At 52.8% G+C, this 26,564-nt stretch carries 30 protein-coding genes; 28 read left to right on the forward strand and 2 right to left on the reverse strand.

Translation table 11 applies throughout. The annotated features are described in order from the left end of the window. Window positions 1–4 precede the first annotated feature (4 nt). From CE636_RS21640 to CE636_RS21760, 25 genes are all read left to right on the forward strand, one after another. On the forward strand, window positions 5–1,618 hold the full coding sequence (locus CE636_RS21640) for an NUDIX hydrolase (protein ID WP_017898840.1): 1,614 nt from the start codon (window positions 5–7) through the stop codon (window positions 1,616–1,618). Window positions 1,619–1,633: 15 nt separating this feature from the next. Then, a complete protein-coding gene (locus CE636_RS21645; RefSeq protein WP_025999112.1) occupies window positions 1,634–2,494 on the forward strand; it encodes a hypothetical protein in 861 nt (286 codons plus the stop codon). 13 nt (window positions 2,495–2,507) lie between these two features. Next, complete coding sequence (locus CE636_RS21650) at window positions 2,508–3,539, forward strand: hypothetical protein (protein WP_004884229.1); 1,032 nt, start codon at window positions 2,508–2,510, stop codon at window positions 3,537–3,539. A 71-nt stretch (window positions 3,540–3,610) separates the two neighbouring features. Continuing rightward, entirely contained in the window at window positions 3,611–4,093 is a 483-nt protein-coding gene (locus tag CE636_RS21655; protein ID WP_017898838.1) for a hypothetical protein, read from the forward strand. Further along, window positions 4,090–4,518, forward strand: a complete 429-nt coding sequence (locus CE636_RS21660) for a hypothetical protein (RefSeq protein ID WP_017898837.1) — start codon at window positions 4,090–4,092, stop codon at window positions 4,516–4,518. The genes CE636_RS21655 and CE636_RS21660 overlap by 4 nt, the downstream gene beginning before the upstream one ends. Continuing rightward, entirely contained in the window at window positions 4,515–4,949 is a 435-nt protein-coding gene (locus CE636_RS21665) for a hypothetical protein (RefSeq protein WP_017898836.1), read from the forward strand. The genes CE636_RS21660 and CE636_RS21665 overlap by 4 nt, the downstream gene beginning before the upstream one ends. Continuing rightward, a complete protein-coding gene (locus CE636_RS21670; RefSeq protein WP_017898835.1) occupies window positions 4,933–5,871 on the forward strand; it encodes a hypothetical protein in 939 nt (312 codons plus the stop codon). Before CE636_RS21665 ends, CE636_RS21670 begins: the two co-directional genes overlap by 17 nt. Before the next feature lie 4 nt (window positions 5,872–5,875). Further along, window positions 5,876–7,270, forward strand: coding sequence for a hypothetical protein (locus CE636_RS21675; RefSeq protein WP_017898834.1), 1,395 nt, complete (start codon window positions 5,876–5,878; stop codon window positions 7,268–7,270). Between the two features lie 3 nt (window positions 7,271–7,273). After that, window positions 7,274–7,711 carry a hypothetical protein gene (locus CE636_RS21680; protein WP_025999111.1) on the forward strand — a complete coding sequence of 146 codons (438 nt, stop codon included), beginning with the start codon at window positions 7,274–7,276 and terminating at the stop codon, window positions 7,709–7,711. A 3-nt stretch (window positions 7,712–7,714) separates the two neighbouring features. Further along, window positions 7,715–8,287 (forward strand): hypothetical protein, encoded by a 573-nt coding sequence (locus CE636_RS21685; protein WP_017898832.1) that lies wholly within the window; start codon window positions 7,715–7,717, stop codon window positions 8,285–8,287. Between the two features lie 123 nt (window positions 8,288–8,410). Beyond that, window positions 8,411–10,297 (forward strand): lytic transglycosylase domain-containing protein, encoded by a 1,887-nt coding sequence (locus tag CE636_RS21690; RefSeq protein WP_025999110.1) that lies wholly within the window; start codon window positions 8,411–8,413, stop codon window positions 10,295–10,297. A 2-nt stretch (window positions 10,298–10,299) separates the two neighbouring features. Then, the gene (locus CE636_RS21695) at window positions 10,300–11,025 is read left to right on the forward strand and encodes a hypothetical protein (protein ID WP_017898830.1); all 726 of its coding nucleotides are present in this window, start codon (window positions 10,300–10,302) and stop codon (window positions 11,023–11,025) included. After that, a complete protein-coding gene (locus CE636_RS21700; RefSeq protein ID WP_017898829.1) occupies window positions 11,022–11,297 on the forward strand; it encodes a phage baseplate plug family protein in 276 nt (91 codons plus the stop codon). The genes CE636_RS21695 and CE636_RS21700 overlap by 4 nt, the downstream gene beginning before the upstream one ends. After that, window positions 11,297–12,265, forward strand: a complete 969-nt coding sequence (locus CE636_RS21705) for a hypothetical protein (RefSeq protein WP_017898828.1) — start codon at window positions 11,297–11,299, stop codon at window positions 12,263–12,265. The genes CE636_RS21700 and CE636_RS21705 overlap by 1 nt, the downstream gene beginning before the upstream one ends. A gap of 2 nt (window positions 12,266–12,267) precedes the next feature. Then, a complete protein-coding gene (locus CE636_RS21710; protein WP_017898827.1) occupies window positions 12,268–12,984 on the forward strand; it encodes a hypothetical protein in 717 nt (238 codons plus the stop codon). Next, on the forward strand, window positions 12,981–13,313 hold the full coding sequence (locus CE636_RS21715; protein WP_004884185.1) for a hypothetical protein: 333 nt from the start codon (window positions 12,981–12,983) through the stop codon (window positions 13,311–13,313). The genes CE636_RS21710 and CE636_RS21715 overlap by 4 nt, the downstream gene beginning before the upstream one ends. Continuing rightward, entirely contained in the window at window positions 13,310–14,728 is a 1,419-nt protein-coding gene (locus CE636_RS21720) for a ubiquitin-activating E1 FCCH domain-containing protein (protein ID WP_017898826.1), read from the forward strand. Before CE636_RS21715 ends, CE636_RS21720 begins: the two co-directional genes overlap by 4 nt. A 1-nt stretch (window position 14,729) precedes the next feature. Further along, window positions 14,730–15,434, forward strand: coding sequence for a hypothetical protein (locus CE636_RS21725; protein ID WP_017898825.1), 705 nt, complete (start codon window positions 14,730–14,732; stop codon window positions 15,432–15,434). A gap of 54 nt (window positions 15,435–15,488) precedes the next feature. Further along, entirely contained in the window at window positions 15,489–16,007 is a 519-nt protein-coding gene (locus CE636_RS21730; protein ID WP_127837818.1) for a hypothetical protein, read from the forward strand. A gap of 62 nt (window positions 16,008–16,069) precedes the next feature. Further along, complete coding sequence (locus CE636_RS21735) at window positions 16,070–18,217, forward strand: SGNH/GDSL hydrolase family protein (protein WP_017898824.1); 2,148 nt, start codon at window positions 16,070–16,072, stop codon at window positions 18,215–18,217. Window positions 18,218–18,219: 2 nt separating this feature from the next. Then, complete coding sequence (locus CE636_RS21740; RefSeq protein WP_017898823.1) at window positions 18,220–18,969, forward strand: hypothetical protein; 750 nt, start codon at window positions 18,220–18,222, stop codon at window positions 18,967–18,969. Window positions 18,970–19,356: 387 nt separating this feature from the next. Continuing rightward, a complete protein-coding gene (locus tag CE636_RS21745) occupies window positions 19,357–19,596 on the forward strand; it encodes a hypothetical protein (protein ID WP_025999108.1) in 240 nt (79 codons plus the stop codon). After that, the gene (locus CE636_RS21750) at window positions 19,596–19,913 is read left to right on the forward strand and encodes a hypothetical protein (RefSeq protein WP_017898820.1); all 318 of its coding nucleotides are present in this window, start codon (window positions 19,596–19,598) and stop codon (window positions 19,911–19,913) included. Before CE636_RS21745 ends, CE636_RS21750 begins: the two co-directional genes overlap by 1 nt. Before the next feature lie 11 nt (window positions 19,914–19,924). Beyond that, entirely contained in the window at window positions 19,925–20,956 is a 1,032-nt protein-coding gene (locus CE636_RS21755; protein WP_017898819.1) for a glycine-rich domain-containing protein, read from the forward strand. A gap of 644 nt (window positions 20,957–21,600) precedes the next feature. Further along, window positions 21,601–21,885 carry a hypothetical protein gene (locus tag CE636_RS21760; protein ID WP_017898818.1) on the forward strand — a complete coding sequence of 95 codons (285 nt, stop codon included), beginning with the start codon at window positions 21,601–21,603 and terminating at the stop codon, window positions 21,883–21,885. A gap of 467 nt (window positions 21,886–22,352) precedes the next feature. On the opposite strand, the gene CE636_RS21765 is transcribed toward CE636_RS21760, so the two are convergent. Continuing rightward, entirely contained in the window at window positions 22,353–22,892 is a 540-nt protein-coding gene (locus tag CE636_RS21765; RefSeq protein WP_017898817.1) for a hypothetical protein, read from the reverse strand. A 380-nt stretch (window positions 22,893–23,272) separates the two neighbouring features. Between CE636_RS21765 and uraH the strand changes: the two genes are divergently transcribed. The 3 genes from uraH (at window position 23,273) to CE636_RS21775 (ending at window position 25,533) form a co-directional block, all read left to right on the forward strand. Beyond that, a complete protein-coding gene (gene uraH, locus CE636_RS21770; RefSeq protein ID WP_017898816.1) occupies window positions 23,273–23,674 on the forward strand; it encodes a hydroxyisourate hydrolase in 402 nt (133 codons plus the stop codon). A gap of 368 nt (window positions 23,675–24,042) precedes the next feature. Beyond that, complete coding sequence (locus tag CE636_RS28930; RefSeq protein WP_032446989.1) at window positions 24,043–24,183, forward strand: hypothetical protein; 141 nt, start codon at window positions 24,043–24,045, stop codon at window positions 24,181–24,183. 45 nt (window positions 24,184–24,228) lie between these two features. Further along, window positions 24,229–25,533, forward strand: coding sequence for a citrate synthase (locus tag CE636_RS21775; RefSeq protein WP_017898815.1), 1,305 nt, complete (start codon window positions 24,229–24,231; stop codon window positions 25,531–25,533). Window positions 25,534–25,605: 72 nt separating this feature from the next. On the opposite strand, the gene CE636_RS21780 is transcribed toward CE636_RS21775, so the two are convergent. Further along, window positions 25,606–26,472: a GNAT family N-acetyltransferase gene (locus CE636_RS21780; protein ID WP_017898814.1), complete on the reverse strand. Its 867-nt coding sequence runs from the start codon at window positions 26,470–26,472 to the stop codon at window positions 25,606–25,608. Window positions 26,473–26,564 lie beyond the last annotated feature (92 nt).

Here is a 26,564-nt window from a genome sequence, read left to right on the forward strand (position 1 = left end):
AAACGTGGCTATTTTTGGCAGCGGGATAATGTTCCGTCAGGGGAAGTTCGTCTTCCTGATCCAGCGCTCGGATGATGGCACATGGTGCCAGCCGGGCGGGACGATAGAGCCGGGAGAGTTAGCCATAGACGCCGCACGGCGCGAGGTGCTGGAGGAAACAGGCTATCAGTACGATGGCCCGCTGACGCCGCACAGCGTACATGGTGACTACCTGACCTACCGCGCCGACGTGCCGGAGCAGTTCGAAGCGAAGATAAACGACGAATCGCTGGCCGCCGGATGGTTCCATATTGACGATCTGCCAAAGCCGCTTCATCAGCCATTCGCTGAAATGCTGGCGCAGCAGGCGCTCAATGAAACCGACGTGGCCGCGCTCATCGCTGACGGAACGCTCAGCAGCCCGCAATATTTTTACAACATGTGGATGTTCGCCATCCGGGTGACCGGAACAGGGGTTACCTGGCGATCTGCAGATCAGGAGATGACGTTCCGTAACCCGGACGACTATCTCACCCCTGAATTTCTCCAGCGGGTAGCTGGCGTACCGCTTATCTGGCTTCACCCCGAAAAAAGAACACTTGATAGCGACGAGTTCTCAAAGCGCGTTATTGGCACCCTGACAAATGCCTGGGTTGCCGATAAGGGCGAAGTGTGGGCCGTTGCGCGTGTGTACGACGCCGAAGCTGCTGAAATTATGGCAACAAGGCAATTAAGCACCTCGCCAACTGTGAAGTTCTCAGAGGTTGCTCAATCAATCATTGTCGACGGTCAGCCTCTACTGGTGGAGCCATCCCCCGAGCTGCTCGACCACGTTGCAATTTGTGAACAGGGCGTGTGGGACAAGCTCCTTGCCCCTACCGGTGTTAAATCTGATTCCATTCCTGAAGAGGCTGAAAAGATGGACGAGGAAAAAATCGTAGCGCTGATTAATAAGGCGATCGATGCGCGTTTGGCTAAGGCCGACGAAGAGAAGGAAGCGAAAGCCAAGGCTGACGCCGAAGAGGCCGCCAAGAAAGAGAAGGCGGACGCAGAAGACAAAGAAGCGGAAGAGGCGAAAGCTAAAGCCGACGCGGAAGAGAAAGCCGCTAAGGAAAAAGCTGATGCTGAAGCCAAAGAAAAGGCAGATGCCGAAGAGGCTGAGAAAATGGCAAAAGAAAAAGCCGACTCTCAAATCCGCCAGGAAATTGCTGAGCTTCGCTCCCGCATTCCTACCGAACTGAGCGACGAAGAGCGCAACGAAGTTGCTGAAGCGCAGGTGAAAGCTGATAGCGTCTTCTCCAGCTTTGGCAAGCGCGCCCCGATCCCGCTGTCCGGTGAAAAACCGATGGCGTATCGCCGCCGGCTGATGATTCAACTGCAGGAGCATTCGCCGGACTACAAAGCCGTCGATCTCTCTGCCATCGCTGACTCTCAACTGCTGAGCACTGCCGAAAAGCATATCTACGCTGATGCGCAGAAGGCGGCCAGCCTGTCAGTTGGTCCGGGCATGTTGCGCGAGATTAAGCGCAAGGATGCTACTGGTCGCGAGATCAGCACCTTTGAAGGCGATCCCGCCGTCACCTGGGCGCCGTTCCAGTCTGGCAAGCGTCAGGTCACCAGTTTTAACAACCAGGCTTAACGGGAGCTCTGAAGCATGGCTAATTTATCTCTTAACCCGATGGCGACCACGAATGCCGCTGGTTCCTTCGGTGTGCAGTCTGATGGCTTCATTCAGGGCGTTGCTCTGGATGATCCGGCAAACCGCTTTAACCTGGCGTCCGGCACTGTCGCCGCCACCGAAACCAAACCGCTCTGGGGCGGCCTGCCGGTTGCCGAGTTGCTTCCCGGCGTGAACTCCAGCCCTCGCGGGTCGACTATTCGTCGCGCTGTGTCACTGGCTGAGCTCGAAGGCTTCACCGTCTTCAACCAGGCCCACAACGGGCTTACCACTCCGCAATCACCGGTTCCGCTGTATGCGTCCGGCATGAGCGTTTCATTCTATCGCCTTGGCTCCAACATGCGCGTTCCGCTGAAAGCTTCAGCGCAGGTGGTCGCGCTGGGAACCGCTGGCGCATCAGTGAAAACGCCGCTGGCGTGGGACTTCGTCAATAACCAGGTCACCACCGCAGCCGCGGCGGCTTTTGCCGGTGCTGACATTGCCACCACTGCCGTGACCTATTCGAACGGCGTGGCCACCGCCACCACCGCCTCTGCGCATGGACTGACCGCTGGCCAGTACGTGAAGATCAGCGGCGTAGCTCCGGCGGCCTATAACGGCACCGTCGTTGTGCTGACCGTGGGCGGTGCGACAACCTTCACCTATGCGCCTGCCAGCGCGCCGGGCGGTTCCGCAACCACGCAGGGCAATATCGGTGCTGTGGCTCAGGCAGACATCACCCTGCCGGTGAAAGTTATCTCCATCGAGAGCGGGAACTCGAAAACTGTCAGCTATGACAGCGCTACGGGCTTCCTTACCTGGAACAACACCGACAGCTGCGCGCTGGTCTTACTTTAATCGGGAGCTTTAAATGGCTGCAATTACCCCCAGCTACACCATCGTCAACCCGTCGTATATTGCGCCGGAGTTGATCATTGGTTACCAGCAGGCGTCCGGTGCGTTCGAAACCATCGCCAGCGGTAACCCGCAGGTCCGCCTTGGCGTGGGCGACCAGTACGTTTATATGCGCCGCCTGGATATCCGCACCCAGGTGACCTCAAGCCAGTCCGGCAACGCCAACCAGCTGCCGAGCGTGGCACTCGAGGCGCGCATGATCTCCACCCCAACCTATCTGTTCCGCTGCCGTGGTATCTACGATCACCACGACACCGCGGCGGCCGGTAACTGGAACGTGGCTCTGCCAGAAGCTCAGCGTCTCGGCATGCGTCAGGGAATCTTCCAGCAGTTGCGTTCTGCGCTGCTGTACGGCATGAACCCGGCAGGCGGCGAAGGTCTGCTGAACACCGCAGGCGCGACCACCGAAACCCTGCCGGCGGACAGCAGCGGCAATACCACTGTGCTGACCTATGACCACGGACAGATGGCGGTCTATCTGCTGGGCCACGTGCAGGCCGCGCTGACCCGCACCATGCAACTTGGTCGCCAGCAGCGTGTCGTTATCCTCGGGCCGCAGCGCGTGCTGGGCGCGATGGAGATTCAGCAGATCGTTCAGCTGACCTCTTATCAGCGTCCTGGTGGTGGTACTGATACCGTCGCCGGTACAATGAAAGAGGTGCTCCGCGGCGCGAATGTCCAGGTTGACTGGGTATACGACGACACGCTGATCGGCGCCGGTGCCGGTGGTACTGACGCGGTGGTTATCACCATCCCTGAAGTGGAAGTGCCGATGGTCAATTCCACCGTGAACACCAACGAATTCGCCAAACTGAGCCCGTCTCTGGCGGCGAATGCCCTGATGTTCACCGACATGGCGGCACCGATGGAAATCCCGACGCCAATCCCCGGGGGCGCTATCGACGTGCTGTCAGAAATGCGCTCTACGGCTGGCTGGGCAGTCCGTCCGGAAGCTATCACCATCCTGTCGATGGCATACAGCTCCTAAAACGCGAAATTGAGAAGTGCTTAAGCCTCTGCATGGTTCGCTGTGCAGGGGCTTTTTTACGAGGGTAAACAATGAAACTGTACATCGCCAACACTACCAAGCAGCGCCACATCTTCACTTTCCGCCAGCTGGAAACCGGGCGCCTCCGCCAGATCCCCATTGAGCACGGTTCTCAGATGCAGGTTCTGGATGGTTCGACCGAAGAAGTCGAAGCGGTTATTCAGCATCATCAGGTTTACGGCTTGGTTGACTCAACCAAAATCGACCAGAGCCAGGCATTTGTCGGTCTGTGCTACAGCATCAACAAACCCGTTTCCGCCAGCGTTATTGAGAAAACCATTCGCGATAACGATGGCCATCTGACCCGCGGCGCTCATAACCGCCGGCAGGCATCCGTCGCTGCGCTGGATAACACACTGCGCGAAAGCGGTATCGGCTACGAGGGTGACATGGAATTCAGCGCAGAGCAGGCCAAGGGGCGCGATGACCATTCTGACGATCCGACCATCAACGAAAAAATTGTCACGCCGAAAGCCGGGAGCAAGAAGAAATGACCACCAGTCTGTCGGGATTTATCGAATTCGTTCGATCTGATATGGGCATCACCCCCGACCAGGTTCCCGACGACTCGCCGTCTTTTTCTCTCGCCTATGGCGGCGCCGTTGAATGGGTAAACCCGGACATCGCGTGCGTTATGCCGAACATGTACAGCATCGCCGTTTATAACCTTGGGGCGTCGTTTCTCATCAATTACGGGGCAGAGGCTGTGTTCGCCAATTTCCGTAGCCAGTATGGGCTGAATGACTTCAAGGCCGGGGTTATCACGGGAGCCGGGGATAACTCTACCAGCGCACAGCGCCTGGTCCCTGACTTCTTCAAAGACCTGTCGCTGGCAGACCTGCAGATGCTCCAGGACCCGTGGGGCCGTCGCTACCTGATGATCGCTCAGCAGTTCGGGAGCCTGTGGGGTCTGACATGATCACCTTTCATCTGGGCGTTATCGATATCCCCTACGAGGACGAGGACACCACGACGGGGAGCGTAGCGGAAGAGCTGGAAGCAAGGTATCAGATTATGCAGACGTTCTTTGACCGCTACGGGAACGACATCGCTGATCTGATGAGCAAAGACCTGGCCGCAGCGTTTGAAAACATGTTCGCCGGCGCGCCGCCGGCAAAAGACCCGCTCGCTGAGTCAATGTCCAAAGTTCACGATCTCTTTGTCGGCTTCCTCGATAACACCGAGATGAACGGCCTCCCTGGAGTACCAACGCGCCGCGCGCTTGAGGGCATCTCGAAGCGCTTTAAAGGCAAAAAGGGGCCGCCGCGTCCTTCCTTCATTGACACAGGAACCTATCAGGCAGCTATGCGCGCCTGGGTAAGCGGGGTGCTGAATGCCTTCCCTGAGTGAGTTACAGAACGCCAAAACCGAGCTTAACGCTACCCTGACGCAGGGGCTGGATGATCTGAGTCGGTTCCAGGTGGTGACGTTCACGAAGTACATCAGAAAGGTGCTTCCGCTCGATGGCTTCGTGTTCTGGGTGAAAGCCTCGGTTCTGTCTGACGATCCGAACAATGAGCCGGATACGGTGGATGTGAAGGGCTATTTGCACCTGACGACAGAAACCATTCAGGACGACGAGCAGCTGTACGATCGCAACGTGGTGACGTTCACCGCGCAGGCGGACATCGACCCGTTTAACGACATCGGGTCAGAGGTGCTGTATATCGGCGAGTTTTTTGGCGTGCAGTTCTCGTTCTCCCGGCGTACCGGGCTGAATGAACCGGCGAACCTGTACCACTACACCGGAGAGGCTATTTTCCCGCACATGCGGTCGCAGATCGTCAACTCTGCGGATGACATAGACCTCTCTGATGTAGTGGTGTCGAGCTCGTTGCCGATCTGGCTGGCCCTGAATCAGTACATGCCGATGTTCCCGGCTATGCTCTCAACGCAGAACCTTTCACCGCCGTATGCAACGGTGAAATGCAGTAACACGTCACCGATAGCCGGCGCGTTCTATCTGGACGAGAAGCAAAACCAGTATCAGCTGGTATCGGAAGATGTGACGCTTTCGGTCACCGGCCTGCGTAACGCCAGCATTGAAGACTTTGTGCGGTATGTGCAGGACTACACGACCGGCGATGACCCGGAGATGGGGATCATGAATATTCCCGTCGTGCAGGATGAGCGAGTCACTCAGAACGAGCTCAACATCATCGCCATGCGTAAGACCATCAAATTCAAAATCAATTATTACCAGCAACGGATGCGTAACTTAGCGCGCCAGCTGATCACGTCTGCAATTCCGTCCATTGACCCGGAGAAATAAGTAAATGGCAATTGTTAATATTAACGTGTCGGTGACGAATCCGCCGAAGCCCTCGCAGTTGTTAAAGTCCGGGGCGATGATTTCTATGGGCGGCACGACGCTGAATGCCGGTGAATATCAGCTGCTGACCAGTGAAACCGACCTGGCCGACATCCTCGCACCGGCAAAGACTATCTCAACGCTCGCCTGGGCTACTGGCGTGGTAACCGTCACGCTGGCGGCCGCTCATGGCTGGACTAACGGATCACAGGTCCCGGTGATCATCTCCGGCGCGACTCCGGCGGGATACAATGGCGCATATACCGCCACGGTGACAGGTGCCAATACCTTCACCTATCCGCTGACGACCAACCCCGGCACCGCAACGGCAATGGGTACGGTAAAAACGGTAGTACAGACCGAAATTTCCCAGATGAATACCTCGTTCTGGGCCCAGGGGAAAACGCGGGCAGTTTATGTGCTGGAGCTTGGTGCTGTGTCCATGGAGGCAGCTGTCGCAGCACTGACAACCTTCATTGCTGAAGACGTCTCCCTGGGTAACACCTACCAGAAGTTTTTCTCCTATCTGGTGCCGCGCGAATGGGATTCGGTCGATGAATTTAAAACCCTGACCAGCCTCTATACCTCGCCGGGCAGCCTGGTTTACTTCTTTGTCACCTCGACGATCGCTACCTATGAAGCGTGGACTGCGACGAAAAACAAAACTGTCTTTGCCGGCGTCGAGGCTCCTGATATTCCGGCGAGCGAGTTTTCCATGGCCGGCCCGTTCCAGTCATCCCTGGCAAACGACCCGGGGTCGAGCAACATGGTGCCGCCGATGTCGTACCGCTTTATGTACGGCCTGACTGAGTACCCGCTGGAAGGCAACAGCGCGCTGCTGAAATCGCTGCAGGACAGCAACATCAACTACATCGGCACCGGCGCCGAAGGTGGTCTCAGTAACAAAGTGCTGTTCACCGGCCGCATGCTAGACGGTAACCCGTTCAACTACTGGTATTCGGTGGCGTGGACGGCGATCAACCTTGAGCTCGACCTGGCGAATGAAATCATCAACGGCTCCAACACGACCGTTAACCCGCTGTACTACGAGCAGAAGGGCATTGACCGCCTGCAGCGTCGTGCTCTGAAAACCTTGCGTAATGGCATCAGCTACGGGCTGATCCTCGGTCGCGTCATTGACACGCAACTGACGCAGGAAGATTTCAACACCGAGTATGACAAAGGCACTTACGCCGGCAACGCCGTGATCAACGCCGTGCCGTTCAGTAACTACAACAGCCTGAACCCCTCCGATTACCAGGAAGGCAAATATAACGGGCTGAGCGCCGTCATGACGCCGCGCCGCGGCTTCGAATCCATCACGTTTAACGTGAACGTAACGAACTTTGTAGGGGCGTAAAAAATGGCGAACCCATTAGTATCGCAGGGCTTTCTTAACCGCGTACGCGGGGCTATTTCTGTCACGGAAATTCCTGCGTTGAATGTTTCGGCATCTTATTTGGCAAAAGATGGTATCAGTATGCGGCCTGACGGCCCGGCTACCGACATCATCCCTACGCAGACCGGCACCGTCGGCAGTCAGGTGCCTTATCAGCAAGTAACGCTGACCGTGCATCTTCTGAAAACTCAGGGGCTGGGCGAAAGCTACCGGCAGCGTTTTTTAACCGATACATCGCTGGGTGAAATCGTGGTGACGCCGGATGCAACGACGTTCGGCAATACCACGCTGCTCAACTGCTACCTGGTCAACTTTAACGAGGTGACTGTAAACGGGATGGACCCGGCCTTTGTGGTAACTATCGGCGGCTATATGGTCACCAATGACAACATGTGGGCGTAATGCATGAAAATCGACAAGAAACTGAATCTGGTCACCAACATTACCCGAGATGACGGCTCGACCGTATACCTGCATGTGACGCCGTTCCCCTATGAGGTGGTGGAAGAGCACTGCATCCTGCTGGGAAATCTGTTCACCAAATTCATCTCGCAGGTGGGTGGTCTTGGCGCCGCCAGAATCGCCGCGATGATGCTGAGGCAGAGCCTGAAAGCGGAAATCGATAACGGTCGGACAGGCCCGAACATCGTTGATGAAATTCAGCGACTGACGGTCGTTATCCATAACGTCGGCGGCCAGTGGAAAACCACGCCTCTTGAGGTGGCATTCAAGCAGGGGATTATCGACCCTGATGAGTATCGCGAGGTCGAAGGCGAAGTGGTTTTTTTTATGGTTTCCTCTGCTATTCAGAAGGCAAACCTGATCGCGCCGACAGTGGGAACGGTGATCAAAATGTACGATGGGCAATTAACCTCATCGAGCGTTACGGCGTTCCGCGATTCGTTGCAGACGTCGAGGCCGGATACCGATACCCCGACCCAGAATGCCCAGCCGGAAACGTCATTTATACCCTCTTAGACTGGGCGTCTAATGAGGGATTCTGGCAGGTGATAAGGGAGATCACCGGCGAGGAGTATGCCAGCCCGGCGCAGTACCGGCAGCGCTACCTTCTCGCCGCGCTCAAAGAAAGAGGTTTCTTCAATGGTAGCTAAGTCGATCGTCGACATTGACGTAAATGACGACAAGTTTGTCGCGTTTATGGAAAGGTTTCGCGAGTACCAGAGCGCGCTGGATGATTTACCGGAAGCCTGGCGGGTAGCTGCCGTTGGTATTGGCGAAAGCAGCAAGCAGACCGAAAAGGCCAAAGGTGAGGCGAAGGGGTTAGGCGCGGAGTTTAATGCCGTGGCCGAGGCCATCCTGACCATTAACAGCGGTATCGATCGGCTCAATGCCAACCTGGAAGACTCGAATAAAAAGCAGGACGAATTCAACAAAAAAGCCGGGCAAGGTCAGGGATTTATTAATCAGGCAAAAAAGGATGCCAAAGAACTTGCTGGACACATCAAGGAAGCGACGGCCAGCCTTCTGTCCTGGGGTGGTATTGTCGGGATATTTACCGGCGTCCTGGGCGTTGGCGGCCTGTTTGGCATCAACCGTCTGGCGGCCACCACCGGCGCCCAGCGGTTTACCTCTCTCGGGCTCGGGACGAGCATCGGTGCGCTGGATTCTACCGCCATAAACTACCAGAAAGCGCTGGGTAACCCGGCGGGGACGCTGGGCGCTATCCGCGATTCGCAAATGGACCTGTCGAAGCGCTGGACGTTTCAGGCGATGGGGATTAACAATCCCGACCAGGACCCGGCCAAACTGCTCCCGCAGATGATTCGTAATGCGCGCGATATCTTCGTACAGAACGGAAGCACGCTGCAGGGCGCACAGGCGCACGGCCTGACAAACTTCTTTACGCTGGACGACCTGAACCGCTTCAAAAACATGAGCGATGAAGAGATCACCGCCATGGAGAAGCGCGCGCAGCAGGATGCGCGCATGTTGCAAATTACCGACCAGCAGGCTCGCCAGTGGCAGGATTTTAACGTCCAGCTCGACTACAGCAGCCAGAGCATCAGGAACACGTTTGTGCGCGGACTCGGTCCGCTCACGCCGCAGCTGAGCAAGCTGTCTGATGCGCTGGCAGGCGCGATCGATACCGTCCTGAAATCCCCCGAACTCGGCAAGTGGATTGACGCGCTGGCCGGTGGCATTGAGCGGTTCGGTAACTACCTGGCTTCGCCGACGTTCAAAAGCGACGTTGAGTCGTTTATGTCGGGCGTTGAGCGGCTTGGGCGCGTCATCATGAAAGTGCTCGGCTGGCTCGATGGCGGATCGTCGGCGATGGACGATATCAAGTCCGGCTCCTCACTCCTGAATAATGACGTCCAGACCGATGCCGGCGGAAACCACTTCGTAAAAGGCGGTCTCAGCGATCCGAACACGCCAGCATTTTCGAAATGGCTGACTCGCCACCTCTACAGCTGGAGCGGAACGGCGCCGAAGGAGTATGACCAGTATTTCCTTGATGCAGCCAATAAGTACAACGTCGACCCGCGCTGGCTTAAAGCCATTACCGCGGGGGAATCCTCTTGGGACCAAAATGCTGTCAGCAAGGCGGGAGCCAAAGGGTTAATGCAGGTGATGCCCGGCAACTTCCTGCCGGGAGAGAATCCATTTGACCCGCGGGACAACATCATGGCTGGGGCCCGAGTTTTCTCCTGGGCGATGCAGAGCGCGAATGGCGATCTCGACGAGGCACTGCGTTATTACAACGGCGGAAGCCGCCGCGGCAGTGCTGAAAACAGGGCTTATCCCGGCAGGATCAGGGAAAAGTATGCTGAGATGTATGGCGCACCGAAGAACAATGATGCTACCGGCGTCAATAGTTTTGAGATTGCTAAAAACACCTCGAAAACTAACCAGCTCCTGCAGCAAATCGTCGATAACCACGGTAATAGCGGTAGGGAGATCGTCGTTTACAACAACACGGGTGGGAACGCCATTGTCTCCGGCGCCCTTCTTAGCGGAGTGCGATAGATATGGGATTCACTCGCGAACTGTATAAGCTGGGTTTTGAAGTCTCTCCGGTGATTCTGTGCAACGGGATTGCGCAGAGCATCCCCGGCGGAATGCTGCCCATTGTAGCTTTGACGCAGAGCGCGAGCTTTGTCACAGGGCTTTTGGGCGGCGCATTCAACCTTACTGACCTCGATAAATATTTTTGCCACTGGAAGCCGGTTCAGGGTGGGACGATGGTCGATTACGACATCGCCAAATACCCGTTTGCTAACCAGACCGTTGCCGCTAACGCGCTACTTGCTCAGCCTTTGCGCATTGCGTTGATGATGGATGCCCCGGTGAATGAAAATACTGGGGCGATGACGAAATTCGTGACTCTCAGTGCGCTGCAAGCTGTTCTGCAGGCGCATGCAAACCTTGGCGGAACCTATATCGTCGCTACGCCAGCGCTGTTTTATAGCGGCTGTATATTGCGTACGGTTAAGGACATGACCAGTTTTAATGAGGCTGTGCCTCAGCGATCCTGGTTATGGGATTTTGAGCAGCCGCTGGTATCTGAAACAGGCGCCGAGCAGGCGGTTAACAGTTTCCTGAGCAAAATCGATGGAGGAACCCGGCAAACGGATGCGTCATGGACAAACACTGTCGCAGCCCTCGGGAATACCTCTCTCGGCGGCACCGTGTCAGGCGCCGCGAATGACATAGTAGGCCTCATCGGTAAGCTGAGCGGGGAGTTTGGCCTATGACGACGGATACCTACACGTTTACCGGCAATGAAAGAGAGAGCGTAGCTTTTACTCCGACGCTGGATGGAACGGTTTATAACTGCCAGGTGAAGTGGAATATAGCGGCGCAACGCTGGTACATCCTGATCACCGACAATTCCGGCAACACCATGCTGAACACTCCCGCGGTGGGCTCTACCAATGGAACCGGCATAAACCTGCTAGCTGGCGTTTTCTCCGGAACAACCATGATCTGGCGGGAGCAAAACGGCGTAATTGAGGTGACCAGCTAATGAGGTATTACGATTTCCAGATTTTTGACCATGACGGAAAACTTTATCGTCAGTACAAAAGCCTTGATGCCTATGGAAATTATAACCCTGGATGCCTGATGGTGGAGTTTGACATTCAGCGATATGGAATGTCCACGCCTATAGGGTCAAGTCTCGTAAGGGTGTATGGCGTCAGCATTAAAGAAATGCAGCAGGCAGAGCAAAACATGTTCGGCATGACCATTAAGGGATTTGTCGGTATGTCGAAAGGTTTGCCACTGGCCAAATCCTCCCAGAGCGGAATGATTCTTGAAGGTATCATTCAGCAGCCATTCGGTAACTGGCAAGGAATCGATCTATCTCTGGACATGATTATTACGGCTGGGGCTGGATCAGTAGATCAGCCAGTGAACATTACAATGCCGTGGATAAAGGGGCAAAAGCTGTCTGTTGCGCTATTTTTTGCGCTTCAACGTGCCTTCCCTGGGCATAAAATAAATATCAACATCAGCGACTTGCTGGTTCTGAACTACGATTCCCCGATTTACTGCTCGACCATGCAGCAGCTTGCATCGAACCTTAAAAACCTGAGCCGTAGCATTATCCGTGATGAGAATTATCTCGGCGTGGAAATGGCCATGTTCCCGGGGAAAGAGATCAGAGTATGGGATAGCGCCGCTACTGAGAAAAAGAAAACCCCCATTCAGCTCGAGTTTACCGATCTCGTCGGACAGCCGGTGTGGATTGAATACAACCGGGTGATGATCACCTGCGTAATGAGGGCGGATATTCAGGTTGGTGACTACGTGAGGATGCCTGCCGGTGCAATGGCGGTAACGCAGGCCTCATCATATTCTCAGTATCGCAGTAAAAGCGCCTTTTCCGGCGTGTTCGCTGTGCAGACCTGCAGATGTGTAGGAAACAGCAGGCAGCCAGACGCTGCGAGTTGGGTAACCATCTATGAGGCGTATGTGACGCAGGAGGCCTGATTGTGACTATTAGTCAGCGTCTTAACTTCGCCAAGAGTATGAACAATTTCGCTGAGGTGAAAATTGCCGAAGCAATGGAGCTGGTCGGGAAGGTATTGCCTGCAACTGTCGTCAGCCAGTCAGGGAAAATGATCACTGTCTCGTTCAGCCTGACGAATATCCCATTTACCTTGCCACAGGTAACCATTCCTCTTTTTGGTCCGGAGTACGTGCGCTATCCAATGCAGCCAGGAGATCGGGGTATTGTGATCCCTGCTGATACCTATATCGGCGGAATGAGCGGCCTGGGTGGCGGCGTTGCCGATCTGACTCAGCCGATGAACCTCAGCGCACTGGTTTATCTGCCGATCAGCAATACCGAGTGGCAGGATGTCGACGGACAGGTGGTGACGGTATACGGGCCGGAGGGTGTAACGCTGCGCGACAGCGGCAGCAATACTACTTTTCTCCTGAAGCCTGGCAGCATTGCTATTTCCACACCTGACAGCTTCACCGTCACCGTTGGCGGGACAGTTTTCTCACTGACGGGTAGCAAATGGAGCCTTTCAGGCCAGGCTGGTCACCTGCAGGATTCAGTGGCCAGTACCAGCCCTGCAATCATGCACGCCGGGTGGCAGTCGCTTCTGACCTGGCTTAACAGCCATGAACATTCAAACGGCAACGATGGAAATGATACCGGGGGGCCGACTTCAACGTTTAACGGGAGTATCACCGAGTGAGAACCTATGGCCGAAACTCTGAGGGGAAGTGGGTCCTGGTGGAAACCGACGAAAATGGGTTTAATGACTCGGTGTATTTAACCACCCTGATCCAGAATCTGAAACTGGCGCCGCAGGAGTCACCATTTTATGCGAACAACGGAATACCGGCCGCCGGGTCGGTGATCCAGCAAATCCTGCCGACGTATTACGTAAACCGTATTCAAAAACAGTTCAGCCAGTATTTTTCCTCGCTGCAGATTGCACTGATCAGCGACGACCCGCCTGTTTATAACATCTCGGCAATCACAAACGCAGGTTCAAAAATAATTACACAGGTGGCCGTATGAGCGATTTACCAGTCAGCTATACGTCAGCGGGCCCGGTTCCTCTGACGGCGGAAGAGCTACGAGCACAGCTCGTTTCCCAGGCCATTGCGCTATCTCCGGGACTCACAACTGATTTGCCTGGCTCTCTGATTGAAGACGTGGCCAGTACCGATGTTGGCGCGCTCATCGTTTGTGATCAGGCAAGGGTTGACCTGATTAACTCAGTGGGGCCGCTAAAGGCTAACCTCGCCATGCTGGAGCTTCTCGCACAGCAGGCAGGTATCCCGGGCCAGAAAACAGCTGGCACTACCACGGTACCGATTCAGTTTTCCGGCCCGGCTGGGTTTGTCATCCCACAAGGTTTTATTGTTTCTGATGGCACACATACGTATTCCGTTAGTGATGCGACGATAATCTCCTCGTCCGGTGTGTCTGCCAGTGTGTCATGCGAAGGAACGGAGACCGGTACTTGGGCAGTACCGGCAAATACGGTTAACCAGATAATCACCAGTCTTCCTTCTGACGTCACCATTACCTGCACCAACCCGATCGCCGGCACTCCTGGTGCTGACCCGGAAACGAATTATCAGTTTCGTGATCGAGTATGGCAGGCTCAGATGGCCACAGTTCAGGGATATCCTGGATTTATCCGGCAACATCTCACCAGCCTTGATAACGTGCAGGCGCGCCTGGTTTCTGTCATTCAGGACGGGGATAAGTGGATAGTCATGTGCGCAGGCGGTGATATTTACGATATTGCTGGCGCGCTCTATAAGTCTGCGGGGGATATCAGCCGGCTGAAAGGGTGTTCACTGAACGTAACGGGGATCACGAATGCAAATCCTGGCGTCGTCAGCACAGACCTGACTCATGGCTACACTGACGGCCAGGTTATCCGGATCACTGGCGTTACCGGGATGACGGGCATTAATGACGTTCCTCTGGCCGTGACGGTACTGTCTCCTCACACTTTTTCCATCGGGATTGACACCACTTCATCCGGAACTTGGGGAGGCGGCGGCGAGGTGACGCCGAACGTCAGAAACAATACCGTGACGGTGAATGATTGGCCTGATAACTACGTGATCCCGTTCGTGACGCCATTGCTGCAGCGGATCACTGTGACGTATCAGTGGGGGACCGAAAGTGTTAACTACCTGACTGATGCGACGGTCGCCTCTCTGGTCTCGGCTCCTACGATTCAGTATGTGAACGGCATATTCGCCGGGAAACCGCTGAACGTTAACAACCTGAAAGACGCATTCTTACAGGCGATTAACTCGACAATCGACATGGGGCTGATCAGCACTTTAAACGTCGTGGTCACCATCAATGGTGTGATAACGCCACCGGATTCCGGGACGAATATCATCAGCGGCGATAAGTTCAGTTATTTTTATATCGCGTCGGATGGCGTGATCGTAACAGGGGCGTAGCATGCTGGACGATATCATCCGGTCGTATATGTATACGCAATATAACGACGATGACAATCTGCGAGCGTTTTTTACTGCGTATAACTCGATGGCGCAGGGCATTTATGACTGGATGGTTAATGCCAACCTGCCGATTTTCATCGGTGACTACAATACCGGTGACCAGCTCCGGTGGATTGCCCATGGCATTTATGGCGTGTTGCCGCCGGTGATTTCCAGCAGCGAACAGCAGGAGATAGGCCCATATAACACCTTCGAATTTAACCAGCTGGCATTCAATGAGTACCGGGTGATTGACCAGTCGAACCAGGTTGTTGTCTCCGATGACCTTTTTAAGCGGATCATGACCTGGAATTTTTACAAAGGTGACGGTTTCTATTTCTCCATTCCATGGATAAAGCGGCGTATTCTGCGGTTCCTGTTGGGAGTGAATGGCACTGACATCATCAATGACCAGCGGTGGAGTATATCGATCCAGTTTGTGGATGGCGGTATCGTGATATCCATCTATAAGGGGCGGCGTAGGTTCACGCGCAGCGCCATCTACAACGCATCGGCCTATAACTCCAGGAAGTACAACCAGAAGGACACGGCCTTTGTGATCACCGAGGATTTCGAGTTCGCCATTTTCTTCAAGCAGGCCATGGATAGCGGCCTGCTGCACATGCCGTTTTATCAGTCAATTAGCGTTGAAATAATTGATTGATTTTTTATCCCACTACTAATAAATTTATTTGAATTTATTTGATGGGGCATGGCTATGAAATTATTTCCTGTAGTGCTGTTTTTATGTTTTCTTTCATCTGGTTGCATGACTTCATCCGAGTATCATAAATACTTAATTGATAGGATTGATGAAGGAGAAAACCAAAAGGCTGCCAAAATATTAAAAGAAAATGAGGAACACCAAGGTGGTGAATTCTTATGTAAAACATTTGGCTCAGAATTTAAAGGCCTGAAACCAAATTCGATAGTTAAAGTAACTGATGAAGTTGTTAGATTTAAAGTGTATGAACAAAACAACTTGGTATTTACAAGTCCAGAACTTTCCATAAATACCATAACAAAAGATAGAACGGCATCATTAGAAGATGAAAATATTACTGCAAGTGTTTTCGTCGGTTACAGGGAAGATAGCGTAGGGTACCGGTATGAAGTTAACTTTGAAAGCAAAATAAAAGACGGGTCTTTATATAAGGTTGTTTACGGAACGGCACATCAAATATTAACCCCAGTCTATGCAGGTAACATCACTTTAAGTGAATGTAGAAAAATATAGAGCCTTTAATTTCACACTAACCCGCTTCGGCGGGTTTTTTTATGCCTAAATCCGGAGGAGACATGGCACTAACCCTTTTGGCTACAAACAACGCAGAAAGCACGCTGGCTTCTGCTATCAGCGCAATCGACACGTCGCTGATCGTTAGCGCTGGAACTGGTGCCGAGTTCCCTGATGCTGTGGCAGGCGAGAGCTACTTTAAACTCACGCTCACCGATGCCGCCACTGGCTCACAGGTTGAGATCGTGAACGTGACAGCTAAGGCTGGGGACATCTTCACGATTGAACGTGCGCAAGAAGGAACGCTGGCGCGTGCGTGGGCGGCCAATGATATGGTTGCCAACATGATGACGGCGGATACGCTGAACATCATCGCTCAATATTCCCAGCAGGCAGCTGCATCAGCAGCACTGGCTGAAGAGTATGCAGATAACGCTTCTGAGTATGCGCTGAACAAGTTCACTTTCTATAAAACACCGAGCGATCCGGACGGCACAATTGCAGGGCTCGCTGCTACAACCAACGGACAGTCGTTTCGTGTAGCGGAAGGTCCGGAAGCGACAGCGGCATTCAAAACCTACGAGAACCAGGATGGCGTGGCTGTGCTGCAGGCTTCTCAGCCGGGAACGGCAGCTATAACCGGGACCATCCGCGAATTTCCGACGCTGGATGCGGCGCAGGCCGACGCTGACGCAGGGAATATACAGCCAGGAGCGAAATGCTGGGTGACAAGCGCGGATGATAGCTCTCTTGCAAATGAATATATAAACAACTCCGGAACTTTGCAGCCTACAGGAGTAATCTCTCCTTCTTCAAAAACAATAGATAATAAAATTAATGAACGCCTCGTCCCAGGTGAATACAGGCCTGGTTATTTCCCGGCCTTCTTTGACAGGAATAGTATGGTGCCAGCATGGTTTGATGGCGGCAAATTTGATGTGGCCGGACTGGGCCCAAATGTTACACGGGTTGTTTCTGAAATTCCAAACGAATGGGCCCAGAAGTTTATCCCGCAAGGAGACTTTTCACCTTATTACTTTCCTTTTTTATATGACCAGCAAGGGAAAGTATATGCGTGGTTTCATGGTGGGCTATTCGATGCTCCAGGTCTTGGCCCGGTATTGCAGGAATATGTAAAAAACCTTGTATCTGGTGGAGAAGTTGATGCGGTTCGTTCCTTCATCGAAGGGGACCAGTACAAGTTCTTTTTCAAAAATAGCCGTATTTTTGCAGGCCAGTCTACAAGCCTAAACATTGCTTTCACCGGCGATTCGTGGACAGAGAAAAACACCATTCCTCAGTCTTTAATTAATATTCTTGGTGGTACATACAAAGACCCTGGGTGGATAAGTTGCTCAGACAGAACTGATGGTGTCATGTCCGGGATATCACCCGTTACAGCCACCAACTTTACAAAATATGATGGTGGGAGCAATAACACGAACATTCCGCCGTATGGCTGCGGGCCTGATGGAAACGGGTACTATAACAACAACACTGTTGGTTCTCTCGTCTGGACCGGCGTGACCGTAACAAATCTATCAGTATTTTATTATGACGGGTCTGGAACGTTCACTATCACCATCGACAGTAATACACCCATAACAATCACGGGAGGGAATACAGGAACTGCCAAGAAGTATGATTTCAGCGGACTTAGCGCGACAGCACATACGGTGACGATCCAAAGTACCGGTACCGGTGTTGTTTCTATCCTTGGAATGTACGGTAAAAATAACTCTATTGCATCTGGGCTTACCGTATCAAGGATGGGCAACGGAGCATCTATAGCGAGCGATTATTTCAACTTTTCATCATGGATACAGCCAGTAGCGCAATATCTGGACATTGATCTGCTGTTTATTATTCTCGGGACAAATGACTTCAGACTGAGCCAGGGTGTCGCTGAGTACAAGTCAGGAATAGTTGAGATTATCTCGAAATACCGTAGTGCAACGCCAGATATTTGCATCTGCCTAATGTCACCCGCGCAATGCAACGCCACAGGTACGCCAGCATTGTCAGAGTACGATAAAACAATGAGGGAAATAGCTGTAGAGCAAAATGTTAATTTTATTAGTGGGTATCAACTATTTCCAAAGGTTTATAACAGTGTTGGGGGGGCGTGGGCTGACGGCCTCCATCTAAGTCCTCTTGGCGCGTACGTACTGACGAGAGCAATTAAAAAAGAATTTTTTATCGGGAGTTGATAATGCCTATTTCCGCCATTTATATTGATGCAGTTCTTCCTGTGATAGCAGGAATGAAAACTCTTTCTGATTTTGATGTTTCGAACTGGTTTATTGGTCTGCCAACCACAGGGGCAACACCGTATGCCGGGTTCTATTTCGGGGACCCGGTAACAGATATTACTTACGATTCATACGATCAAAATAACCCGGCGGTGATTAACGGGGCAGTGAATAACACTGGCGGGTTTATTACCGTTAATCCTAGTAACTATCTGGATACAAGGAAGAAAGCAACACTTAGTGTTACCATTTGCGGCGTGGTAAAAAGGAATGCCGCAGCTGGACTGAACGCTCATATGATTGCCGATTATGCAGGGAGCGGCTCTACGGGCAGCGGATTTTCTATAGGCTTTGATACTACCGGCCGGTTGTTCTGTGTAGCTCAAAATACCGGGAAGTCTGCGGTGTATGCTTATGCAGATTTTCCTTCATCAATAGCCTCAGGAAGTCTGTTTGCATTTGTGGCTACCGTTAACCAAGGGGTGGTAGCGATTGATATTTTCAACGCCGCAACATCTTCGTTGGTATCTGCAACATCTACCCTACCAGGCACCAGAGTTGCCGGAACAAACAACGTACTGATGGGCAGAAAGACGGATAACAACGTTGAAACATCCAGCAAGTATATTAAGTCAACATTGCTGATGAACGGCACTTTAACTTCTGCGGAAAAAATATCTGTCTCTCAATTTTTACTGGCGATGCAATAACTGGCTATGCTCTCAGATGTTTGACGCATAAGAAGAATTGCAACTTACCACCATCAGTAAGCTCCACCATTATCGTGTTAGTGCCATCTGAAACTTCAGCCCATCCATGTGACTGTAGGGCCTCGTAGTTGATCACAGACTTGCTGAGCTTGAGGCCCAGGCCATCTGATTTACGTAGTATTCTACGAATAAGGGTGTCACGTTTTGTACTCATTTTGGTGGCGAAGTGTCTTGGCAGGTTCATTATTGCCGCATTGATATCAATTAGTTGTATAAAAAGCAATTTAATGGTCAGCCGCAAGACTAAACAAAGTCATCATCAGGTATTGATCCGGCCCTCAAATGAAACTACTGTATATAAAAACAGTATTCATCGGAGGGCAGATCATGCTTCGACAGTCAGACATCGCCGCGGCTTTCCGCGAGTCCATTTTGCGCAGTTCCAAGGGGTTCCAGTACCTTCACACTCGCGACTTCGTTACCGCGCTGCGCCGGCGTGGCATTCACTTTACCGAGGTGGAGGCTAACTCCTGGATCGCACGAGAGCAGTCTTATTTCATCGATAAAACGGCAGAGCATAGTGAAAACCGCCTGTGGATGATGACCAATATGGGGAGGGTCCTGTAATGGGCTTTCCATCACCCGCGACGGACTACACAGAACAGCGATTAACGGTTAACTCGATCTGCAATGTCGGGCCAAATACGCGCCTCTTCGAGCGATCAGGCGGTTACGTTGTGCTGGATATCTCCCTGAAGCCATCACAAGGCAGTCAGGTTCTGATCCAGCACGGAGGCGGGACAGAGCTTGCCACGCTGAGAGGAAGGTCGCTGATTACCGAAGATGGCGAAGCGATCGAGGGCGAAGCCCTGGACGATGTTACGGTCATCGGGGTCGTGACATTTACTATCTGCGATGTTCGTTCTGATAATTCTATTATTTAACTGGGGTATATATGGCGCTGAAGCTATTAGCCAATAATAACGCAAAGAGTGTGCTCGCTGCGGGTATTAGCGCGTCCGCTACCGTTATTACCGTGGGTACTGGAGCGGGGTCTTTATTCCCTTCCCCTGTATCTGGGCAGAGTTATTTCAAATTAACGATAACCGACGCGGCCACGAAAACAATTTCTGAAATTATGCACGTTACGTCAGTATCTGGTGACGTGATGACAGTAATTCGTGGTCAGGAAGGAACTACGGCGCGCGTATGGTCAACGAATGACATTGTCGCGAATTTAATGACCGCTGGGTCATTATTATCTTTCCTGCAGATCAGTAATAACCTGTCAGAAATTAAAGATGCCGGTGAGGATGCGGTAAATGAAGCCCGTTATAACCTCGGAATATCTGATTCCTCTGGTTTTGTCGGGCGTTCACTTGGTGCACCAAAATCTTTTTATGCTAATGGAACCTATACGCGCTCACCGCTGGCCCGTTTTGCAAAAGTAACGTTGGTCGGAGGCGGCGGCGGCGGTGGCGGCTGCCAGGCATCTAATAACACCGAAACCTTTTCCGGTGCTGGCGGCGGCGCGGGCGCGACCATTATCGTATGGGTTGACTTATCTGCTGCCAGTTCATATGCGATTACTGTCGGAAAAGGTGGTGTGGGAGGCGTTGGCGCAGTAAGTGGTGCAGATGGTGGGGCCACCTCGTTTGCCAGCCTGTTCTCAGCTCCTGGCGGGAAAGGCGGCGTGAAGTCAGGCGTGTCCAATACCGCCGGCGGCGCCGGAGGTACGGCGGCGGCCGGAGGCATCAGGATCAACGGTGGCACTGGGTCAGATGGCCAGACAGGCAAGAGCCTTTTGACGGGTAACGGTGGGGCGTCGTATTTTGGCGGCGGTGGCCGGGCAGGGGCTCAGGCCGGTATTGCTGGCGCTGCTCCTGGCTCCGGCGGTGGTGGCGCGTATGACCTTGGGTTTACCAGCACGGCTTATACCGGCGGCGCGGGCGCGGATGGCATCCTGATCGTGGAAGAATTCGCGTAATGGGGCTGGGTGAGACGGTTTTGGGACAATCATAGCTTCTTAACCGTTTTCATCTCTTTCTAACTTTTCGCATCATGGGACGTGTGAGCGCAGGAATGACGCGGTAAGTATATGAATTAGCGTATAGTTCTAGGAACTTCTAAGCCGTAGGTCACAGGTTCGAATCCTGTAGGGCGTGCCATACTCACTTCTCTTAGCGACCTCTAAAGTCTACTCAACCCAGTATATACGCGGCATTTTCAAATATTCCATTACCTCAATGTCTTCTATGATTCATTGAAATCCACATTCATGTGGAGGGAGATTCCTATTCAATGAAAGGAGATACCCCAGGTGAAGCTCGCAGCCCGCCAGGTCGATATATCTAAAACTAAGAACAAACCCTATAAACTGTATGATGTCGGTGGCCTTTAGCACCGTTTGATGCGCGTGAGTTGGAATGCATTATTGTCAGCCAACGACACGTAACAGCAGGGGCACTTCATTACCCGCATCATGTTTTCAGACCGATAATCAGCGAGCGCTAAGCATGGCGGCTGTGGTAGGATACCGTTGCTGTCAGGAGCCCTCCTCAAAAATATTAAGGCTTGGGTAATATATGAATGCTCGTTCGTTATATTGAAGGAACAGGAGCCTGATTTCACATGTCAGATATTGAACTTGAAAGATTTAAGGCAATGCTTCGTGATGAGTCTATTAATGACCTGCTAACCGCGCTTGCGTACAAGATTCCTTTGTACAGATTAGACCCATTAATCATCAGGGGGCGAACAGAGCACATCACAAATGCGGAATTAATCGAGTCGTTTGACCGATTATATCAGGCCGGAATTTTGATGACTGGTGAGAATGGTCAAGTAGTGAAGGGGCCTAAATGGGTTGAACCAGAGTTCGTGAAAATGGAGAAATACTTTCCGCATCCGCGGTAATAGCAACATCCAGATTACCCGAAAATAGGTTCATGGCACGACGTAACCGACTAACTCGAACACCTTTGCAGCTATGTACTTTTATCCTCTAGTTTCCGCTATCAATCCTGGATAGCACTCAGGGGTTTATTAAGTGATAACTCATCTGCAAAGATGTGCATGCTGTCGATGACTTGGCATTCATTGAGTTGGCGCCTGGCGGAGCGTTAAACGGATTCATCAGTAGTTGATCGCCTGGTCTACCTATTGCAAGACAACGTTTAGCCTCGCCCTGCTTTTTGCAGTGATACTTACACTATCGCTGGCTTCTGAAGGGCGTCGGACATAACGCAAATTATGCATGGTTCGTTACTCTGAATTATTTATAATAGTCGCGCATTACGTTGAATATCCGCAGGCTATATACCTGGTAGACTCCTCACTGGAGCGGGGCCCGTACTCACATTTTGCGGGCAGGGTAATACACCTTAAATATTTGAAGGGATAGGATACTTCAGCTCGATTTGCGGCGCATCGCTTAGCCGCCGGCCAGATTTTGCCATCAGGTATCCGGCGATTTCTTCAGGCGTTAAATCGACATGAAGCATGTCTTTATCCTGAAACCATTCATTAGGCCAGTAGATGAGGTCGGATGGATTGGCATCAAAGTTTTTCTCAAGCAGTCCCAGCGCGTAGCTTTGTTCAGATTCCTTACCTTCGGCCTGACACACAAACTGGATGATCTGAATCAGCTCATCCCAGGATAAATCCGCCACGTATTTTTCTTGATTAAACGCCATCCGGGTGAAGTCTTTTGCACTGGTCCAGGAAGAGAAATCCCGGAAATCAGAGAATGCATACGGGTTAATAACCTGGCTATTCCAGTCATTTATCAACATTTTCACCCCGGCATCCTCTTCCTTAGCCCCGTTATCAATTTGCGCCAGTATCTCTTCGGCCATGTCCGCTAGCTGTTTCAGTTTCTGGCGGTTTACTTTGGCTGGTTGCAGACGTTCGGGTAATGGCATCAGATTATTCCTTGTAAAATTGAGCGCATCAGTGACAAACTATGCTCCCATCCTGGTCAAACATTTATCCAAAGTCTATATACAATCAATCCCTCTTCTGACAACGAGCGTCTAACGGTATAAATATCAGCGGTGGGTCCCGGACGTTCGTTACCCGCCATCCGGAAAAAATCTACTTTTCAAGATGAAAAGTGGCTTCGCAAACCATATCTGTTAGCCGACTTCTCTGCGCAGGAGGCCGCTTGCGGCCTGTTTCAGAGTACACCCAGTTGTACCGTTCCCCGCCAAATAACCGCAATCTGATAACAAAAAGTTTAATTTTTTTCCCCGCCGCCCTGACTATAGTTAGGGCACTTTCACTTGCCCAAAAGGTCACGATTATGAAATTAGTTATCGCCTCCGTAATTTCCCTTCTCAGCTTCAGCGCGCTGGCGGCGCCAGAGGGCACGCTCAGCGTACACATTCTTAATCAGCAAACCGGGCTCCCTTCGCCGGGTGTGCAGATTGATCTGGATAAGCAGCAAGGGGAGAGCTGGCAGCATATCGCCACCGGCAAAACGGATGCCGATGGGCGGATTAAATCGCTCTATCCGCAGGCGGAAAATATGGAGCCGGGGGTTTATAAAGTGACGTTTAAAACCGGTGACTATTTTAAAAGCCAAAACATGAATACGTTCTTCCCGGTGATTCCTGTTATTTTCAATGTCACAAAGCAAAATCAAAAACTGCATATCCCGCTGCTGCTCAGTCAGTACGGATACTCTACCTACCGCGGCAGCTGATGACCCAAGCCGCTATCCAGCCAACGCCTGCGCGTCTCCCGCAGGCGTCACCCTTTCCCCGCACAACGACCTCCACGCCTAACGCCCGGTCTCTTCCTCTTTTACGTGTTAATGGCCTCGCCGGACATCGCTGGCAGGGTGGGAAATCCTCAGATACGCAGACCGTGAGGAAAGGTCAATACCAGGGATAAATCTCTGGCGGGCCGGAAAGCGCTGCGCCTACACCGGCAGGAGGCTCATCATCAGCCAGGCGATGGCGATGCAGATAAGCGTCATCGACAGCACAAAATTCATGGTAGCTCCTCTTCATCCTTTCTGTACTCAGCGTAAATTTTGACAGCGCTGATCGCCTTTATCCTTGGCGATTTGTGCCGCTATCCGACGATGGGGTGGGGAAAGATGGCCTGTTTCCCCGGGAAGGCCAGCAAAATATCCTCTTTGTCAGAGTTATAGTGATGACATCAATGAATAAGCTGCATCACATTGGTTATGTTGGTCTTTCCGCCTGAAGAATGACTTCAGGTCGCTGATAAGCTGCTGGGGGAACTGACAGGATGAGCACCACACCGTTAACGCTTTCTATTGCCGGGCAACCGACGCCCATCACCCTGCCGCAGGTGCCGGGAACCCGGGGCCATGTGGGAGTCGACATACGCGAGCTGAATCACTCCGGATTCTGCAGCTACGACCCTGGCTTTGCCAACACCGCCGGATGCCAGTCGGCGATCTCGTGGATCGATACGGAAAACAACGTGCTGCTGCACCGAGGCTATCCGGTGGATCAGCTGGCTCGCCAGTGTGATTTTCTCGAGGTGGCGTACATCATGCTGCGGGGCGACGCGCCGGATGAGGCCAGCTATCAAACGTTTCGCGAGACCATCACCCGCCATACCCTGGTGCACGAGCAGATAGCCCGCATGTGCAGCGGCTTTCGCCGCGATTCGCACCCGATGGCGCTGATGTGTGCTCTGGTGGGGGCGCTGGCGGCGTTCTATCATGATGTTCTGGACGTGGAAAATCCGCAGCACCGGGCGCTGGCCGCCACGCGGCTGCTGTCGAAAATGCCCACTATCGCCGCCATGAGCTACAAGTACACCATTGAACAACCCGCCGCCTATCCGCGCAACGATCTCTCCTATGCCGGAAATTTCCTGCAGATGCTGTTTGCTATCCCGGCCGAAAAGTACGTCCTCAATCCGGTTATCGAGCAGGCGATGAACCAGATCCTGGTCCTGCATGCCGATCACGGGCAGTGCGCCTCCACCACCACGGTGCGCGCGGCGGGCTCCTCCGGAGCGAACTTATTCGCCTGCGTCGCCGCCGGGCTGGCATCATTATGGGGACCGATGCACGGCGGGGCCAATGAATCGAGCATGCGAATGCTGGAGGAGATTGAAAGCGTCGATCAGGTTCCGGCGTTTCTGCGTCAGGCAAAGCGCGACCCGCAGGCATTTCGCCGCCTCGGTTTTGGCAACTCACGCTACCGTCACCGTGACCCGCGCGCCGATATCCTGCGTGAAACCAGCCATCGGGTCCTGGCGGAGGTAGGCATGTCTGACCGTCTGCTGCAGGTGGCGATGGCCCTTGAGGACGTGGCGCTGACCGATCCCTACTTTGTGGACAATGGCCTGTCGCCGAGCGTGGATTTTTATACCGCGGTGATCCTCAAGGCGATGAATCTGCCTTCGTCGATGTTTGCGGTGGTCACCGCGGTCGGCCGGACGGTCGGCTGGGTGGCGCACTGGAACGAGATGCACCAGGCGCCGCTGACCATCTACCGGCCACGGCAGATTTACGTTGGCGAGGAGTATCGGGATTACGTCTCCCGACGCGGCGAGCGGTCAACGGGCCCGCAGTGACAGCGGGTGAGGTGAACGCCAGCGCGACCTTCGTGGTGACCTATAACTGATCGGCCTGACGGCGCGGCGCCGTCAGGCATGCGCCAGTAAAGGAAACATCAACTTCCTGTCTTTAAACAAGTTTTCCTTCTGGTCATAGACAAAGAGGATATCTTCTCCTTCAATCTTCTCGTACTCGCCGAGCCGGTCTTCATTGGGGGTAAAGCCGAGGATAGCCTGGTAAACATAGTCATCGGCCAGCTCGTTGACCAGCGTCGACAGGCTTTTGCCCGCATCGCAGAACAGGTCAAAGCAGATCAGCACCGGACCGTTTTGCATGGCGATAACCACCGCCTCATTTTTTGCCGAATAGTAAACGAAATGCTTCATAAAGGCTGAGCAGTAAAACATCAGCAGGCCAAAGTTGTGCTCCACCCGCAGCGGTGAGAACGGGTTGGATTTTTCATAGTAATGGCGGAGCAGGGCGACATCGTCAGCGCTGTCCATATCCAGTTTGCGAAAATCACCGGCGCGCGGAGCGACCGGCATAATATATTGATGCTCTTCGCTGCGGGTGAAACCAAATTTGGGGTAAAAATCCACCGTGGTGGGATTGGCAAATAAAAAGAAGGCGTCCGCCTCCTGCTGCCAGTCCTGCAGAATATGGTGGATAAGCTGGCCGGCTAATCCCTTATTGCGGTGGTCCGGTTCGGTCATCACGGTACCAATCTGAATATACCGCCGGGGCTCGCCCTGCCAGCGCAGATCGATGATGTTGGCCGAGGCGTTAGCGATAATTTTATTACGTTCGACAAAGGCGTAGGGGATATAGGCGTCGGTCCAGTAACCTTGCTGATACCACTCTTCAAAAGACAGGTCGAAAGTCTTAACGGCAAGGTCAATGAAGCTTTTTCTTAATATGTTATTTTCTCTGACTTGCTTCACTAATTGATAATTCATTGTCATAGTTCCTTCTCACTATGGCTTCTGAAAGCGACGACGTCGGCAAAGGCACTTGCGTCGAATGAGCGCTGTAAACGTAGCATATCTGG

It is taken from the genome of Klebsiella sp. LY, from assembly GCF_004010915.1.
GTDB lineage: Bacteria > Pseudomonadota > Gammaproteobacteria > Enterobacterales > Enterobacteriaceae > Klebsiella > Klebsiella quasipneumoniae.